At 68.3% G+C, this 16,000-nt stretch carries 14 protein-coding genes; 7 read left to right on the forward strand and 7 right to left on the reverse strand.

The features are described from left to right. Positions 1 to 68 precede the first annotated feature (68 nt). The 3 genes from GFK26_RS27565 to GFK26_RS27575 all read left to right on the forward strand — a co-directional run bounded on the left by GFK26_RS27565 (position 69) and on the right by GFK26_RS27575 (position 2,042). A complete protein-coding gene (locus GFK26_RS27565) occupies positions 69 to 305 on the forward strand; it encodes a hypothetical protein (protein WP_153284758.1) in 237 nt (78 codons plus the stop codon). A gap of 36 nt (positions 306 to 341) precedes the next feature. Continuing rightward, complete coding sequence (thpR, locus tag GFK26_RS27570; RefSeq protein ID WP_153284759.1) at positions 342 to 947, forward strand: RNA 2',3'-cyclic phosphodiesterase; 606 nt, start codon at positions 342 to 344, stop codon at positions 945 to 947. 78 nt (positions 948 to 1,025) lie between these two features. Continuing rightward, positions 1,026 to 2,042, forward strand: a complete 1,017-nt coding sequence (locus GFK26_RS27575; RefSeq protein WP_153284760.1) for a phosphotransferase enzyme family protein — start codon at positions 1,026 to 1,028, stop codon at positions 2,040 to 2,042. 15 nt (positions 2,043 to 2,057) lie between these two features. Here GFK26_RS27575 and GFK26_RS27580 read toward each other — a convergent pair whose 3' ends face one another. The 4 genes from GFK26_RS27580 to imuA form a co-directional block, all read right to left on the reverse strand. Continuing rightward, complete coding sequence (locus GFK26_RS27580; protein WP_153284761.1) at positions 2,058 to 2,990, reverse strand: hypothetical protein; 933 nt, start codon at positions 2,988 to 2,990, stop codon at positions 2,058 to 2,060. 86 nt (positions 2,991 to 3,076) lie between these two features. Then, positions 3,077 to 6,433 carry an error-prone DNA polymerase gene (locus GFK26_RS27585; protein WP_153284762.1) on the reverse strand — a complete coding sequence of 1,119 codons (3,357 nt, stop codon included), beginning with the start codon at positions 6,431 to 6,433 and terminating at the stop codon, positions 3,077 to 3,079. Beyond that, positions 6,426 to 7,784 carry a Y-family DNA polymerase gene (locus GFK26_RS27590; RefSeq protein ID WP_153284763.1) on the reverse strand — a complete coding sequence of 453 codons (1,359 nt, stop codon included), beginning with the start codon at positions 7,782 to 7,784 and terminating at the stop codon, positions 6,426 to 6,428. The genes GFK26_RS27585 and GFK26_RS27590 overlap by 8 nt, the downstream gene beginning before the upstream one ends. Then, a complete protein-coding gene (imuA, locus tag GFK26_RS27595; protein ID WP_153284764.1) occupies positions 7,753 to 8,559 on the reverse strand; it encodes a translesion DNA synthesis-associated protein ImuA in 807 nt (268 codons plus the stop codon). Before imuA ends, GFK26_RS27590 begins: the two co-directional genes overlap by 32 nt. A 111-nt stretch (positions 8,560 to 8,670) precedes the next feature. Here imuA and GFK26_RS27600 point away from each other — a divergent pair, with 111 nt between their 5' ends. Both GFK26_RS27600 and GFK26_RS27605 read left to right on the forward strand, forming a co-directional pair. Next, the gene (locus GFK26_RS27600; protein ID WP_153284765.1) at positions 8,671 to 9,801 is read left to right on the forward strand and encodes an ABC transporter substrate-binding protein; all 1,131 of its coding nucleotides are present in this window, start codon (positions 8,671 to 8,673) and stop codon (positions 9,799 to 9,801) included. 80 nt (positions 9,802 to 9,881) lie between these two features. Then, positions 9,882 to 10,802, forward strand: coding sequence for an aldo/keto reductase (locus GFK26_RS27605; RefSeq protein ID WP_194274154.1), 921 nt, complete (start codon positions 9,882 to 9,884; stop codon positions 10,800 to 10,802). A 3-nt stretch (positions 10,803 to 10,805) separates the two neighbouring features. Here the strand turns inward: GFK26_RS27605 and GFK26_RS27610 are convergent, their stop codons facing one another. Both GFK26_RS27610 and GFK26_RS27615 read right to left on the reverse strand, forming a co-directional pair. Beyond that, complete coding sequence (locus GFK26_RS27610; RefSeq protein ID WP_153284766.1) at positions 10,806 to 11,684, reverse strand: alpha/beta fold hydrolase; 879 nt, start codon at positions 11,682 to 11,684, stop codon at positions 10,806 to 10,808. A gap of 29 nt (positions 11,685 to 11,713) precedes the next feature. Then, complete coding sequence (locus tag GFK26_RS27615) at positions 11,714 to 12,541, reverse strand: DODA-type extradiol aromatic ring-opening family dioxygenase (protein WP_153284767.1); 828 nt, start codon at positions 12,539 to 12,541, stop codon at positions 11,714 to 11,716. Between the two features lie 100 nt (positions 12,542 to 12,641). Here GFK26_RS27615 and GFK26_RS27620 point away from each other — a divergent pair, with 100 nt between their 5' ends. After that, positions 12,642 to 13,577 (forward strand): LysR family transcriptional regulator, encoded by a 936-nt coding sequence (locus GFK26_RS27620; protein WP_153284768.1) that lies wholly within the window; start codon positions 12,642 to 12,644, stop codon positions 13,575 to 13,577. 94 nt (positions 13,578 to 13,671) lie between these two features. Beyond that, positions 13,672 to 15,528: an ABC transporter ATP-binding protein gene (locus GFK26_RS27625; protein ID WP_194273968.1), complete on the forward strand. Its 1,857-nt coding sequence runs from the start codon at positions 13,672 to 13,674 to the stop codon at positions 15,526 to 15,528. Positions 15,529 to 15,535: 7 nt separating this feature from the next. On the opposite strand, the gene GFK26_RS27630 is transcribed toward GFK26_RS27625, so the two are convergent. After that, positions 15,536 to 15,964, reverse strand: a complete 429-nt coding sequence (locus GFK26_RS27630; protein WP_153284770.1) for a VOC family protein — start codon at positions 15,962 to 15,964, stop codon at positions 15,536 to 15,538. Positions 15,965 to 16,000: the final 36 nt, after the last annotated feature.

The following is a 16,000-nucleotide window of genomic DNA, read 5'->3' on the forward strand; positions in this document are numbered from 1 at the left end:
TACTGTACATAAATACAGTCTTTTCTCTAGAATGGCTCGTCTCCAAGAACAACATTCGAGGCGACGCCATGACCACCGCCAACCCGCCTGCGCCCTCCGCGCAGGTGCTTTTTTTCTCCTCGCGGCAGCACCCGTTGCAGTCGCGTCCACGCACCACCGGCAAGACGGGCCGGATTTCGACTTGGCCCTTCCGCGTCACCCGCGAGCACGGCCACGACGACGGCAACGAACAGGATGACATCCGCGTTCAGGCGGCGCGCGTCATCCGGACGACGGCCGCGCATTGGTGGCCGCCGGAGCCCTGAACCGCCTTTTCATCCTTCTTCCCCCGGAGAACTGCAATGGACGACTTCAACCGTGGCGATGAGTTTGCGAACGAGCCCGAACCCGACTGGGATTCCCCCTCTTTCGAGAGGCAACGCCACCTTCTCATCGCGCTGTTTCCCGAGCCCGACGTGCAAGCGGCGATCGAAGCGCACCGCAAGGAATGGATCTGGCCGAAGGGCCACTACTTTCCGCGCAGCCCGCGACTGCACCTGACGCTCCACTGCTTCGGCGACCAGCCCAAGGATGTCGAGAAACGCCTGCGTGAAGCGCTCGCCCAGGTTCGGGTGCCCCCCATGAACCTCGTGCTCGACAGCTCGCGCACATGGCGCAACGACATCGCGGTGCTGCAGCCCGCCGAGCACGGCGCCTTGCGCACCCTGCATGCGGACATCGGTCGTGCGGTCCAGAAGGCAGGCATCGTCACGGAAACGCCGACGTTCACACCGCACATCACCATCGCCCGCCGCACCGAGGGCGCGGCCTACCCGATGCGCCTGCCGCCGATCCCGTGGCGCGTGAGGAGATTCCTGCTCGTGCGCTCCTTCACTTCGCATCCCGTCGAGCACAAGGTGCTGGCCACTTACGAAGCCGACGAAGAAGACAAAGAAGACGCCGTCTGACAACGGCCGGCGGGCTTTCGTGGCCTTATCGGGTGAGACAATTTTCGGCGCCCATCGAACCCACGCCACGCCCGCCGCATGCTGACACCACCCGATATCGCTCCCGACGCCGTTCAAGCGTGCCTTGCCGAAACCTACGGCCTGCAAGCGGCACGCGCCGAATTCCTGCCGCTGGGCGCCGACATCGATTCGGCCGCGTTCCGCATCGAGACGCCGGACGGTCGCGTGCATTTCCTGAAACTGCGCCGCGGCGGTTTCAATGCCGCCGTGGTCGATGTGCCGGCCTTCCTGCACCACACGCAAGGCATCGACGCCGTGATGGCGCCGCTGCCCACGCTGACGCAGCAACTCAGCGTGCAAGTCCATGGCTTCGACTGGGCGCTCTATCCCTTCTTCGACGGCGCCGACGGTTTCACGCGCACGCCGACCGATGGGCAATGGACCGCACTCGGCACGGCGCTCAACGCCATCCACCGCACCACGCTGCCCGAACCGCTGCTCGCCACCCTGCCGCGCGAAAGCTATTCGCACCATTGGCGGGAAGGCGTGCGCGGCTACCAGCGCCGCTTCGTCAACGGCGTGGCGGGCGACGATCTCGTAAAGCGATTTCTCGCCTTCTGGGACGCGCACGACGAGGAGATCGATTCGCTCATCTACCGCAGCGAACAGCTTGCCTCGATCCTGCTCGAGAAGTCGCTGCCGCAGGTGCTGTGCCATTCAGACCTGCACGCGGGCAACGTGCTGCTGGGCGACGGCGACCGCCTGTGCATCGTCGACTGGGACACGCTGATCCTCGCGCCGAAGGAGCGCGACCTGATGTTCATCGGTGGTGGTGTCGGCGGCGTGTGGAATCAGCCGCGCGAAGAAGCGCTCTTCTTCCAAGGTTACGGAAAGAAGGAGGCGGTCGATGCGCTCGCCCTCGCCTACTACCGCCACGAGCGCATCGTGCGCGACCTGCTGGAGTTCTGCGACCAGATGTTCGACGCGCAGGCCAGCCGCGACGACCGCGAGGAAGGGTTGCGCCAGATGGCGAGCCAGTTCGAGCCGGGCAACGTGGTCGCCGTCGCGCACCGGGACTACGACGCCATCACCTGACGAGCGCCGGCAGGGTCAGATCAGCAGGTCTTGCGCGTCGTCCTCGAAGCCCGCCACGGGCTGCGCCTTGGCCAGCGCCAGCCACACCGAAAAAGGAATGCGCTCGAAGGCGCGATGCACCGCAGCGCGCGCCACCACGAGGCGTTCGCCCTCGAGCACCATCACGCCGCACCCGGTCGGAATTTCGTCGGGTGACGCGATGCAGCGGCCCTTGGCGTCATTGCCCAGCACGTACCAGCACTCGCCGCCCAGGTCGAGGTAGGCCGCGCGTTTGTCGGGCTTGCGCAGGTCGCCCAGCAAGTCGGCGCGGCTCACCTTCACCTCGTGCACGATGGGATGCGCATAGGCCTCGACGCTGGTGTTGCGAATCGAAAACACATCGGGCCGCGCCATGCACCAGCGCGGCTTGCCACCCTCTTCGAGCGGCGGCAGGCGGGCGCGCAGGCCGAGGCCGCGCCAGGCGATGCGGCCGCCGCGCGTCATCTCGCGCGCCACGCGCTCCACCAGCGCCTCGTGCGGCGTCAGCGCCGCGCGGTTGAGGGTGAGCGTGGTGGCGATGCGCGCAATGCCGGCGTCGGTCACGCGCAGCGTCTCGTGGCCGAGGCCGCTGCGCACGCGTTCCAGGAAGCCGCCCGCGAGCAGTTCGACCTCGATGGGATCGCAGCAGGGCCAGCCGGCCGAACGGTAGATCTCGCGCAGGCGCCGTGCGTGCAGCTTGCCGAACGGCACCGTGGGCACCGCCGTCTGCATGGGCGGCGGCTCTGTCACCGGCGGCGGAAAACCGGGGTCCGTCACGGGCGGCAGCGCCGGCGGCGGATCGCCCTCGGGCGGCAGCCCGGGCGGCGGCGGTGGCGGCATGGGCACCGGCACATCGGGCGCGGGCGGCGGCGGACCGATGGGCGTGGCGACGACGTCATCGGCAAGGGCGAATGCGGCAAGTGCGGACATGGCAGGAACAGGTTAGCGAAAAGTAAGGGCCGACGCGAGGCATGGAACGATCGGTTGCATTCGTCGTTCGTCGGGACCAGGCGGCGTCAGTGGAAGTCGCGGCTGGTGTTGCTCTGCGCCAGCCGACCCATGAGGGGCGTCAGGTCCTTGAAGCCGGTGGCGACCAGGTGCTGCACCTTGCCGCCGCTGTCGTCGTCGCGCTGCCAGGTGCCCTGCACCGCGAGCAGGTGCGACTTCAGCAAGGGCTCGCGCCAGGCCTCGATGACATGGCTCCAGACGATCACGTTGACGTTGCCGGTCTCGTCTTCGAGCGTGACGAAGATGGTGCCGTGGGCGGTGCCGGGCCGCTGCCGGCCCTTGACGATGCCGCAGGCGCGCACGGTGCGGCCGGTGGGTTGCGCACGCAGTTCCTCCGCACTCATGAGCTGCATGCGCGCCAGGCGCGGGCGCAGCAGCGCGAGCGGATGGCGGCGCAGCGTGAGGCCCAGCGCCGCATAGTCGCCGACGATTTCCTCACCCTCGGGCGCGGCCGGCAACAGCAAGGCCTGCTCGTGGATCGGCACGCCCTTGAGCAGGGCCGACGAGCGATGCTGCGCCGTGGCGTCCCACACCTGCTGGCGGCGATGGCCCGAGAGCGACATCAAGGCATCGGCCGCGGCGAGCGCGGCCATGTCCTTGCCTTCGAGTTCGGCGCGCAGGGCCAGGTCTTCGGTGCTGGTGAAGGGCGCTTGCGCGCGGGCTTTCAGCAGGCGCTGCGCGCCGGCTTCGCTGAGGCTCGAGACCCGGTTCAGGCCGAGCCGCACGGCGGGCTGGTTCTCGTTGCCCAGGCGCTCGGCGTAGCGCGTGTCGGTGCCCGGCGGCATGCGCGGCGCACCGGGGGCGCGGGCTTCGAGCGTGGTGTCGATCTCGCTGCAGGTGACATCGACCGGCCGCACCTCGACGCCATGGCGGCGCGCGTCCTGCACGAGCTGCGAGGGGCTGTAGAAGCCCATCGGTTGCGAGTCGAGCAATGCGGCGAGGAAGCAGGCGGGCTCGTGGTTCTTGAGCCAGCTGCTCACGGTGACCAGCAGCGCGAAGCTTGCGGCATGGCTCTCGGGAAAGCCGTAGTCGCCGAAGCCGAGGATCTGCTTGAAGATGGCTTCGGCGAAGGACTCCTTGTAGCCGTTGTCCACCATGCCTTTCACGAGCTTCGCGTGGAATTTCTCGAGGCCGCCCTTGCGCTTCCATGCGGCCATGGCCCGTCTCAATTGATCGGCTTCGTCGGCGCTGAACTTGGCCGCGATCATGGCGATCTGCATCACCTGCTCCTGGAAGATCGGCACGCCCAGCGTGCGCCCGAGTGCTTCTTTCAGCTGTTCCTTCTCGTAGTGGATCGGCAAGCCCTTGCGCACACGCTCGCGCTGCTTGAGGTACGGATGCACCATGCCGCCCTGGATGGGCCCGGGCCGCACGATCGCCACCTCGATCACCAGGTCTTCATAGCAGCGCGGCTTCAGGCGCGGCAGCATCGACATCTGCGCACGGCTCTCGATCTGGAACACGCCGACGGTGTCGGCATCGCAGATCATGTCGAACACTTTGGGGTCGTCGTGGGGAACGTCGTGCATCTGCACCATCGAGCCCCGCCAGCGGTTCATGTGATCGAGCCCGCGGCGGATGGCGCTGAGCATGCCGAGCGCGAGCACGTCGACCTTGAGCATGCCCATGGCTTCGAGGTCGTCTTTTTCCCACTGGATGACGGAGCGGTCTTTCATCGACGCCTTCTCGACCGGCACCAGCCGCGTGAGCCTGGTGTGCGTGAGCACGAAACCGCCGACGTGCTGGCTCAGGTGGCGCGGAAAGCCCTTGAGCCGCTGCGTCATCTCGATCCACTGGACGAGCTTGAATTCGTCCTCCTTCACGCCGACGCGTGCGCACGCGGCATTCAACTGTTCGCCGAGCACGGCATCGTCGAACCAGTAGTGGTCCTTGGCGAATTCGTCGACCAGTCGCTCGTCGATGCCGATGGCCTTGCCCACGTCGCGCAAGGCGCTGCGCGAGCGATAGCAGATGACGACAGCGGCAATGGCGGCGCGCTCGCGGCCGTATTTTTCGTAGATGTACTGGATGACTTCTTCGCGGCGCTGGTGTTCGAAATCGACGTCGATGTCGGGCGGCTCATGGCGATGGCGACTCAGGAAACGCTCGAACAGCAGGTGGCTTTTTTCGGGGGAGATCGCGGTGATCCCGAGGCAATAGCAGACGACGGAATTGGCCGACGACCCGCGCCCCTGGCAAAGAATTTTCTGCGAGCGCGCAAAGCTCACGATGTTCTCCACGGTGAGAAAGAACATCTCGTATTCAAGCTCGCGGATCAGGTCCAGCTCTTTGTGCAACTGCGCACGCACGCCATCGGGAATGCCGCCTGGATATCGCTCCTGCGCCCCTGCCCACGTCTTGCGCGCCAGCGTCTGCGTCGCCGTCTCGTTGCTGCCCAGCATTTCCAGCGGGTACTTGTAGTTGTCCCGGATCACCGCCGGATCGAAGCTGCACCGCTGCGCCACCACCAGCGTGTTCGCCAGCATCTCGGGCAGATACAGTTCGGCCAGCCGCACCCGCTGCCGCAGATGTCGCTCCGCATTCGACTGCAGCGCAAAGCCGCACTCGGCCACGGTCTTGCCTTCACGCACAGCGGTCAGCACGTCGTGCAATGGCTTGCGGCTGCGCGCATGCATGTGCACATCGCCGGCCGCCACGAGCGGCACGCCGGTCTGCTCGCTCGCCTGCATCAACGTGACGAACCAGAGGTCGTCGTCGAGCTCGTTGAGCATTTCCACGGCCAGCCAGAGGTTGTCGCCATACAGCGCCTTGGCGGCCAGCAGGTCTTCGTGCAGCGTGGCGACGTCCATCGCGCCGCCGGGCCCGCGATGCGGCACGAAAAGCACCTGACAGTTCTGCAGCGAAGCGACGTCGCTGTCTTCCCAGCTCACGCGGTACTCGCCCTTGGGCAGCTCGGTGTTGCGCGCGGCGGTGATGAACTCGCAGAGGTTGCCCCAGCCCTCGGTGTCGTTCGCGATCACCACGAGCTTGAAGCGTTCGAAGCGGAACTCGCTGCCGAACAGAAGCCGGAAATCGAGGTTGCGCGGAATCGGCGGTTCCTCGGGATGCTCGCGTTCGTATTCGTCGAGCGTGTGCTCCATGTCGCGCCTGCAGACGTAGGCCCGCACGATGCCGGCCACCGAGCATTCGTCGGTGATCGCCAGCGCCGCATACCCCAGCTGGTAAGCGCGCTCGACCACTTCTTCCGGCGTCGACGCGCCGCGCTGGAAGCTGAAGTTCGTGAGGCAGTGCAGCTCGGCATAGTCCGGCAACGTCGCCACGGTGTGCTTGCGCAACGGCACCGGCAGCGCATGCACCTTGGCAGGCTGGCGCTTGCGCTCTTCCTTGGCGCTCAGGTCAGGCATAGAACCCCTGCAGATACCAGCGCACTTCGCCCGAAGAAAACCGCGCCGAAGGCCGTTCGCGAAAGATCCATACCAGGCCGGCTTCGGGGCTTTCGGCCACGTAGTAGTCGCGCATCGCCGGCTGGCCGCCGTCTTCCTTGCCGCCCCACCAGCCGGCCTCGACGCGCTGCGGCCCGATCAGCTTGCTCAGCGGGCCGCGATAGCACGGGCGCTCGCCGTCCATTTCGAGCAAGAGCGGTTCGGGCAGCAGCCACGGCGGATAGATCGCATCGGGCTGCGAGGCTGCGGCCTTCGCTTCCTTGCGCGTCTTGTCGGGCACGGCCTTGTCCTTCTGCAATGCGGGCTGCCATGCCTGCTTGCGCTCGGGGCGGTGATCGGCCCGCGCGACCGGCACCACCACCTGGTGCGCGCCGAGCCGCACGCTCAGGCGCTCGACCATCTCGTGCAGCTTGTCGCCCTTGCGGTTGTCTTCGGGCAGGAAGCTCGTGCTGGCGCCGGCCCACGGATCGGTTTCGAGCGTGCGCAGCTGGAGCCAGTTCGCGGGCGCCGCGAGCGTGGTGAGCGCGAGTTTTTCGGACAGCAGGCGGCGCAGGTGCGCCATGTCCTGCGTGGGCTCGGCGGTGCGCACGGCGAGCTGCTGGTGCGGCGGAAGGTTCACGCCGTTGAAGCGCTTGAGGTCGAGCGTCCACTGCAGCTCGAGCGCACGCGCACCGCGCTGGCGGGCGCGCAGCCAGATCTGCAGCGCCGAGAGCAGACGGTTGGCCGACCACATGAGTTCGGGCGCGGTCTCGGCGAGCGCGGGCAGTTCGAGCTTCTGTTCGAACACATCGGGCAGCGTGAGCCAGTCGTGGCCCTCGGGACGCAGGCCCCAGGCCGTGTCGAGCGCTGTGCGCAGTTCGGTGCCAAAGCGCCGCGTGAGGCCGCCGCGCGGCAAGGCGGCCACATCGCCCCAGGTGCGGCAGCCCAGGCGCGCGAGCAGATCGAGGTGCGGGCGGGCGGCGGTCAAGGTGTCGAGAGGCAGGCCGGCCGGCATGTCCTTGGGGCGGTCCTCGTTGCGCTCGAACAGGCGCAGCCGCGCGAGCGCGATCAGGCTCGTGGCGCCCTGCGCGCCGAGCATGCGCACGTCGGGCGCGGGATTGGCGGCGACCAGCTGGCGCATCAGCTGCAGACGGCCGCCCCACAAACGCTCGCAGGCCGAGACTTCGAGCATGAGCGCTTCGTCCTGCCAGGCCACGTGCGGTGTGTATTCCAGCGCCCACCAGCCCAGCGCCTCGGGCGTGGGCAGCTGCGGTGCGTCGGGCGCGTCGGCCGCGTCGGCCTCAGGCGACCACCGCAATGCGATCCAGTGCATGGGGGCCTCCTTTCCACGCGTCGATGCGCACCACGGTCGCGGACGTTGCCGATTCGCCGGCAGGCACGGTGCCCTGCTGTTGCAGCCGCAGCTTGCGGCGCAGCCGGGCGGCAGCCAGCAACGCGGCCATGCGCTCGTTGCGCGCCGGCAGCATCACCGGCGCTGCCAGAGGCGGACCGCGGCGCTTGAGGATGTGAAGTTCGATCTGCGAAGCATCGGCTTCGCAGCTTTCGACCTGCAGGCGAAGCCGCGCAGGCGACGCGCCCTGCGCCGCCGCTTCGGGCCGGCACACGAAGAGCAGCACCTCGTGCTGCGCGGCCGCGAGCTGCAGCCGCCGCAGCTCGCCCACGCGGGCTTGCGGCAACCACGCGACAACGGCCGCGACCTCGGCGCAACGCAGCGCCTGCTCGCAGGCCCAGAGCCGCGCGGCGGGCGCGTCGCTCTTGACCCACATCAGCGCTTCCACCGGCAGGCCCTGCGCGGCGAGCGCAGCGCCGCAGGGTTCATAAGGCGCGCCGACCAGCACCACCGGCCCGCCGCGCGCCTGCACCGCCTGCGCCAGCGCGGGCAGCAGCAGCCGCCACACATGCGCTTCGGGCGCGCTTTGCAACAGCTCCGTCATCGCCCCCACAGGCCAGCCGCCGCCGGGCAGCTCGGCGTCGAGCGCGGTGTGCCCGGTCGCCACGACCTGCGCGTCGGCCAGGCCGAGTTCGTCGGCATGCCAGACGCCGCGGCCGGCGGCGGTGGAAAAGGAGTCGAGGAAAGGGAGGCCCATGATTGCAACTGTTAACTGTATTTTTATACAGTATTTCCCGGGTCGCAACCAGAGAACGATTTACCTGCGAAGGCCAGCGCCTTAAGATCTGTTTGTTAACAATTTGTGACCATGATCCACAAAAAGATTCAATTGCTGGCTTCGGCCCTCGCCGCCCTCGTCTTCACGGTGGCCCCCGCCGCCCAGGCGCAGACCGCCAAGCCGCTGCTGATCGGGCAGACCTACGTGCAGACCGGCCCGCTCGCGTCGCTGTCGACCGAGCCGCTCGTGGGCATTCGCGCCATGTTCACCGCGCTGAACGCCAGCGGCGGCATCAACGGCCGGCCGGTCGAGCTGCGCCAGCTCGACGACGCCTACGACCCCGCCAAGGGCGCAGAGAACGTCAAGGCCTTCGCGCGCGACGGCGCCGTCGGCGTGCTGATGCCCATCGGCACCTCGTCGGCGGTCGGCGCGCTGAAGGCGGCCAACGAGCTGAAGATTCCCGTCGTCGGCCCGTACACGGGCGCGGGCCCGGTGGTGAAGTTCAGCGAATACGGCTTTCCGGTGCGCATCAGCTTCGACGAGGAATACAGCCGCATCGTGAACCACCTCTTCACGATCGGCCTGTCGCGCATCGCCTTCGCGCACAACGACAACCCCGGCGCGCGCTCGGCGATGGAGAGCACGCAGAAGTTCATTGCCGAACGCGGCGACAAGATGGTCGGCAGCGTGGCCATCAAGAACGACGGTTCCGATGCGGCCGAACGCGCCGCTGAGCTGGCCAGGCTCAAGCCCAAGGCCGTGGTGCTGTCGGCCACCAACGACGTGGCGGCCAAGTTCATCTCAGCCTACCGCGCGGCCGGCGGCGAGACGGCGTTCTATTCGTTCTCCTTCCTGAACGGGCAAAAACTCTTCCAGGACATCAAGAAGGACGCGGCCGGCGTGGTCATCTCGCAGGTCGTGCCCTACCCGTGGAACAGCGCGATGCCCGTCATCGCCGAGTACCAGGCGGCCATGAAGAAAATCGGCGCGACCGAGTTCAGCTACGCGAGCCTGGAGGGCTACGTCACGGCCAAGGTCATGGTCGAGGGCCTGAAGCGCGCGGGCGCCAACCCCACGCCCGAGTCGCTGCAGAAGGGCCTGGAGTCGTTCAAGACGCTCGACATCGGCGGCATCGCCGTGTCGTACCGGCCCGGCGAGCACCGCGGGCTGACCTTCTCCGAGCTGTCCATGCTCAAGGCCGACGGGCGCTACCTGCGCTGAGGCCTTCCGCCCGCGGGCCTCGCGGGCGCAGAATTTCGTTCGTGACGACGCCCCTCACGAACGAGCCCCGCCCTCTTGCCCTGACACGCGCGCAGCTGCTGCGGCTCGGCGCGGCCCTGTGCGCGGGCGCCGCGCTCCCCTCCTTCGCCCAGCAGCAACCGAGCAGGCCCGCGATGCAGATGACCACCCGCCCCATTCCCTCCACGAAGGAAGCCCTGCCGGTCGTCGGCTGCGGCACCTGGATCGGCTTCGACCAGCGCCCCGGCACCGACGGGTACCAGCGCCTGCCCGGCGTGCTCGACGCGCTGTTCGCTGCCGGCGGCACGGTGATCGACAGCTCGCCGATGTACGGCCGCTCCGAGGAAACCACCGGCGAACTGCTGGCCGCAGCGAAGCCACGCACCAGGCCCTTCCTCGCCACCAAGGTCTGGACCTCGGGCCGCGAGGCCGGCATCGCGCAGATGGAGCAATCGTTCGCGCGGCTGCGCACGCAGCAGATCGACCTGATGCAGGTGCACAACCTCGTCGACTGGCGCACGCACCTGGCCACGCTGCGCGGCTGGAAAGACAAGGGCCGCGTGCGCTACCTTGGCATCACGCACTACACCGCCTCGGCCTACGGCGAGGTCGAGGCCGTGCTGCGCGCCGAGACGCTCGACTTTCTGCAGATCAACTACTCGCTCGACGCACGCGACGCCGAGCAGCGCCTGCTGCCGCTCGCGGCCGAGCGCGGCGTGGCGGTGATCGTCAACATGCCCTTCGGCGGCGGCGGTTTGCTGCGGCGCCTGCGCGACAAGCCGCTGCCCGCCTGGGCCGGCGAGATCGGCTGCACCAGCTGGGCGCAGGTGCTGCTGAAGTTCGTGCTGAGCCATCCGGCCGTGACCTGCACGATTCCCGGCACGAGCCGCGCCGCGCACATGGCCGACAACGCCGCGGCAGGCGCGGGCACGTTCCCCGATGCGGCGTTCTGGCGCCGGCATGCAGGCGCCTTGGGCCTCTGAAAATCAGCCGAAGAATTTCAGCAGCTGCGCGTTGACCGCGTCGGCGCGCTCGTACTGCACCCAGTGCCCCGCGCCATCGATCACCACGCCTTCGCGGTCCGGTCCTTCGCTCGCCAGTTGCGCCACCAGCGGACGCGGATCGGCGGTGACGTCGAACTCGCCCCACAGCAGCAGCGTCGGCACGCCCAGCGTGGCGATCGCGGTCTGCAGCCCGCCCGAGAGCGACACCTCCTTGCTGCGAAAGCGCGTGCCGTGGCACGAGAGGTCGTGGATCTCGAAGGCCAGCGGATCGATGGCGGCCGCCTCGTGCAGCATCAGCGCGCCCAAGTTGTGCATGAGCGCGGCGCGCTCGGTCTCGCGGTCGGGGGCGGCGCGCCAGTTGATCATCTCGACCGTCATGCGGCGCAAGGTGCCGTGGCCGCCGCTGCCCACCAGCGCCAGCCGGCGGATGGCGCCGCGCCGCACCGCGAAGCGCGCGGCGGTGAGTCCGCCGAACGAGAAGCCGCCGAGGTCGATGGGCGTGCCGGCGCCGATGAGCGCATCGAGCGTGCCGCCGAGCGCGGCCAGCAGCGGCACCAGCGCGTCTTCGCCGGGCGCCACGCGCGGCAGCGCATCGGAGTCGTGAAAGCCCGGCATGTCGGGCAGGAGCAGCGTGCGTTCGGCCGACAAGGCCTCGGCATTGCGCAGCCAGTGCATCCAGCTGCCGTGGCCGCCGTGCAGCAGCACGATGGGCGGTTGGGTCGTGTCGGTGCCGAAGCGGCGCCAGCGCACGCGCACGCCGTCGTGCACCGGGTCGTGCGAGGTGGACAGGGCTTCGATGCGGGCGATCAGGCGCCGGGCTTCGGCGGATTCGGTGGGGGTGGGAAGAGCGGGCGTGGGCATGGGTTTATTCTGCCGCGCGCTCCCCGTTCTCAAGCCGCGCCGAAACGATAGCTCGACACCACGAGCCCGCCCATGAAGGCGTCCTCGTGGTAGACGCGCTCGCCGGCCTCGCCTTCGGCCGCGCCGACCGCGACCATCAGCGGAATCAGGTGCTCCTCGCGCGGATGCGCCATGCGCGCCGACGGGGCCGAGGCCCAGTCCTGCAGGCGCTGCACGCGCGCTTGCGGCGTGGCCTGCACAGCGGTTTCGTCGAGCCAGTCGCCGAAGGCCTTCGACACGCCGTGCGCCTGCGGGCCGAAGTTGCGCAGGTTGTGATAGCTCAACCCGCTGCCGACGATGAGTACGTTCTCGTCGCGCAGCGGCGCGATGGCGCGGCCCAGCGCCAGGTGCTCGGCCGGGTCGAGCCCGCGCCGCAGCGACAGCTGCACCACCGGGACGTCGGCGTTCGGGTAGATCGCGGCCATCGGCGCGAACATGCCGTGGTCGTAGCCGCGCTCGGGGTCGATCTGCGCCGGCAGGCCGGCGGCAGCGATCAGCGATTGCACGCGCTGTGCGAGTTCGGGCGAGCCCGGAGAGTCGTAGCGCACCTCGTAGGTGTGGGCCGGGAAGCCGCCGTAGTCGTAGATCATGGGCGGGCGCGGGTTGCCCTGCACCGTGAACACGGGCGACTCCCAGTGCGCCGAAACCATGAGGATGGCGCTCGGCGTGCGGCCGATCTGGCGCGGCATGTCGGCCAGCGAGGCGGCGAGCTGGTCGTAGGTCGCGCCCATCTCCTTCTTCATCCAGGGCCAGGGGCCGCCGCCGTGCGAGATGAAGTACGTGGGGAGGCGGGAAAGCGTGGGGGTGTCGTGGGTCAAGTCGATGCTCCTTGAGGGCGTTGGATCGACTGTAGACATTTCCTTTCAGGAAATCGACAGGCTACGATGCATCGAATCCTTTCTTCACAGGAAATCATCGATGGACCGCATGACCAGCCTGCGCGTGTTCCGCGAGGTCGTCGAGGCCGGCAGTTTCGTGACCGCGGCCGAGCGGCTGGGCCTGTCGGCGCCGATGGCCAGCAAGCATGTGGCGCAGCTAGAGAAATCGCTGGGCGCGCGGCTGCTGCATCGCTCGAGCCGCCACCTGAGCCTCACCGAAGCCGGCACCGCCTGGTACGAACAGAGCCGCCGCGCGCTCGACCTGCTCGACGCGGCCGAAGCGGCCATCGGCCAGACGCGCGACACGCCGCGCGGCCAGCTCAAGGTGAGTGCGCCCGTGTGGTGCGCCACGCCGCGCTTTGCGCGCGTGCTGGCCGACTACCGCGAGACCTACCCCGAAGTGCTGGTCGACATGCACCTGGAAAACCGCAAGGTCGATCTCGCGGCCGACGGCTACGACCTGGCCTTGCGCGCCACGCAGGAGCCCTCGCCCGCGCTCATCGCGCGGCCGCTGTGCCGCGTGCCCTTTCATCTCGTCGGCACGCCGGCCTGCCTGAAGCGCCACGGCGGCCCACCCGCGGTGCCGGCCGACCTGGCGAAGCTGGGCGCGATCGTGCCCAGCTACGTGAACCTGGACAACCTCGCGCTCAAGGGGCCGGGCGGGCGCATGTTTCCGTTGCGGCTCACGCCCGCGATGCGCTCGGACGACACCACGCTCACGCTGCACGCGGTGCGCGCCGACATGGGCATTGCGTACCTGCCCGTGTGGCTGATCGACGACGACCTGGCGCAGGGGCGGCTGGTGCAACTGCTGCCCGCGTTCGAAGCGATGCCGGTCACGTTGTTCGCCGTGTACACGAGCCGGCAGTACATGTCGCCCAAGCTGCGAACTTTCATCGACTTCCTGAGCGAGCGATTGGGCGGCATGGAAACAAAGGCAGCACGCACCGACGACACCAAGGCGCGACGCAGCTGAAGGCTTGCTGAAGGCGCCGGCCGCGAACGCACCTTTTGGGGGCAAGGTCATGCATGCAGGGCTACAGTCGAAGGCTCTGCTGGAGACCGATTCCTTGTTCCGCTTCTTCGAAAAACTCCTTACTCCCTACCCCGCCGCCGAACCCGCGCTGCCGCCCCAGGGCTTCTTTGCCTTCCTGTGGGCCTGCACGCACGGCGTGCGCGGCAAGATCGCCGCGATGGCGGCGCTCACCGCGGTGATGTCGATCTTCGAGGCCGCGCTGTTCGCGATCCTCGGGCGCATCGTCGACTGGCTGGGCCCGCAGGCACCGTCCACGCTGTGGGCCGAGCGCGGCGACACGCTCATGTGGCTGGCCGCGTTTCTGGTGATCAGCATCGGCGTGGTGGCGCTGCAGACCATCGTGAAGCACCAGACGCTCGCGGTGAACCTGCCGATGCGCCTGCGCTGGAACTTTCACCGCCTGATGCTGGGCCAGAGCATGGCCTTCTACCAGGACGAGTTCGCGGGCCGCATCACGGCCAAGGTGATGCAGACCGCACTCGCGGTGCGCGAAACCGTGTTCGTGCTGGCCGACGTGCTCGTGGCCATGGGCGTGTACGTGGCCACCATGATCATCCTGGTGGGCGTGCTCGACGCGCAGCTGGTGTGGCCGTTCGTGATCTGGCTGGCGTTGTACATCTGCGCCCTCGTCTACTTCGTGCCGCGCCTGGGCAAGGTCGGCAAGGCGCAGGCCGACGCGCGTGCGCTCATGACGGGCCGCGTGACCGACGCCTACACCAACATCGCGACCGTCAAGCTGTTCTCGCACACGCAGCGCGAGGCCGGCTTTGCGCGCGACGCGATGCGCGAGTTCATGAAGACGGGCTACGGCCAGATGCGGCTGGTGAGCGCCTTCGAGATCGTCAACCACACGCTGAGCATGGGCCTCACGGCCGGCATGGCGGGCATGGCGCTGTGGCTGTGGTCGCACGGCACGGTGGGCGTGGGCGCGGTGGCCGCCGCCACGGCGATGGCGCTGCGGTTGCAGGGCATGTCGCACTGGATCATGTGGGAGATGACCAGCCTGTTCGAGAACATCGGCACGGTGCAGGACGGCATGAAGACGCTGTCGCGCCCGCGCACGGTGCTCGACGCGGCCGATGCCAGCGTGCTCGACGTGCCGCGCGGCGAGGTGCGTTTCGACAACGCGAGCTTCCGCTATGCGGATGCGGGCCGCCGCGTCATCGACGGCCTGAACCTCGTGGTCAAGCCCGGCGAGAAGATCGGCCTCGTCGGCCGTTCGGGCGCCGGCAAGTCGACGCTGGTGAATCTGCTGCTGCGTTTCCATGACCTGGAAAGCGGCCGCATTCTCATCGACGGACAAGACATCTCGAAGGTCACGCAGGATTCGCTGCGCATGCACATCGGCATGGTCACGCAGGACACCTCGCTGATGCACCGCTCGGTGGCCGACAACATCGCCTACGGCCGGCCCGACGCCACGCTGGCGCAGATCGAAGCCGCCGCCAGGCGTGCCGAGGCGCACGACTTCATCCAGACGCTGGGCGATGCGGGCGGGCGGCGCGGCTACGAGGCCCACGTGGGCGAGCGCGGCGTGAAGCTGTCGGGCGGCCAGCGCCAGCGCGTCGCCATTGCGCGCGTGATGCTGAAAGACGCGCCGATCCTGCTGCTCGATGAAGCGACGAGCGCGCTCGACTCCGAGGTCGAGGCCGCGATCCAGCAGAGCCTGTACACGCTGATGGAAGGCAAGACCGTGATCGCCATTGCGCACCGGCTGTCGACCATCGCGGCGATGGACCGGCTCATCGTGCTCGACGAAGGCCGCGTCGTCGAAGAAGGCGACCACCGCACGCTGATGGCGCAAGGCGGCCTGTATGCGCGGCTGTGGGCGCACCAGAGCGGCGGCTTCCTCGGCGACGGGCTGGAAGAAGACGAAGCCCTGCGCGCCTGAGCGGGCGTCAGGTCGGCAGCGCGCCGGCCTCGTACTGCGCGGCGAATTCACCCGTCGGCGGGATCGGCTTGATGATGTCGATCAGCACGCCGTTCGGGTCGCGCGTGATGAAGTGGCGCTGACCAAAGGCCTCGTCGCGCAGCGACAGCAGGATCGGCAGGCCGGCCGCCTTCAGCCGGTCGTGCACTTCGTCGGGGTCTTCGACCTCGAAGTTCAGCAGCAACCCGCCCGCCACCTGCCCGCGCGCTTCGGCGGGAATGGTCTTGTGGCTGCCGTCGAGCACGGCGAGGTTCACCGAGGCATCGTCCGCCAGCTGCAGGTGCACGTACCAGTCGGTCGTGAACAGCGACGCAAACCCGAAATGCGCCTGGAAGAAGGCCGCGGTGCCGGCCACGTCGTTGGTCATGATCACCGGGTAATAGCTCGTCACTTTCATGGGGTGGCTCCTTCGTGGATTAAACATACAAACTGA

The organism is Variovorax paradoxus, from assembly GCF_009498455.1.
Taxonomy (GTDB): domain Bacteria; phylum Pseudomonadota; class Gammaproteobacteria; order Burkholderiales; family Burkholderiaceae_C; genus Variovorax; species Variovorax paradoxus_H.

What these genes read in the sequence shown, in the direction of transcription:
- GFK26_RS27600 (WP_153284765.1), top strand. Translation starts at nt 8,671, where the DNA reads ATGATCCACAAAAAGATTCAATTGCTGGCTTCGGCCCTCGCCGCCCTC.
- GFK26_RS27585 (WP_153284762.1), bottom strand. Translation starts at nt 6,433, where the DNA reads ATGCCTGACCTGAGCGCCAAGGAAGAGCGCAAGCGCCAGCCTGCCAAG.
- GFK26_RS27590 (WP_153284763.1), bottom strand. Translation starts at nt 7,784, where the DNA reads ATGCACTGGATCGCATTGCGGTGGTCGCCTGAGGCCGACGCGGCCGAC.
- GFK26_RS27575 (WP_153284760.1), top strand. Translation starts at nt 1,026, where the DNA reads ATGCTGACACCACCCGATATCGCTCCCGACGCCGTTCAAGCGTGCCTT.
- GFK26_RS27620 (WP_153284768.1), top strand. Translation starts at nt 12,642, where the DNA reads ATGGACCGCATGACCAGCCTGCGCGTGTTCCGCGAGGTCGTCGAGGCC.
- GFK26_RS27565 (WP_153284758.1), top strand. Translation starts at nt 69, where the DNA reads ATGACCACCGCCAACCCGCCTGCGCCCTCCGCGCAGGTGCTTTTTTTC.
- thpR (WP_153284759.1), top strand. Translation starts at nt 342, where the DNA reads ATGGACGACTTCAACCGTGGCGATGAGTTTGCGAACGAGCCCGAACCC.
- GFK26_RS27610 (WP_153284766.1), bottom strand. Translation starts at nt 11,684, where the DNA reads ATGCCCACGCCCGCTCTTCCCACCCCCACCGAATCCGCCGAAGCCCGG.
- GFK26_RS27580 (WP_153284761.1), bottom strand. Translation starts at nt 2,990, where the DNA reads ATGTCCGCACTTGCCGCATTCGCCCTTGCCGATGACGTCGTCGCCACG.
- GFK26_RS27630 (WP_153284770.1), bottom strand. Translation starts at nt 15,964, where the DNA reads ATGAAAGTGACGAGCTATTACCCGGTGATCATGACCAACGACGTGGCC.
- imuA (WP_153284764.1), bottom strand. Translation starts at nt 8,559, where the DNA reads ATGGGCCTCCCTTTCCTCGACTCCTTTTCCACCGCCGCCGGCCGCGGC.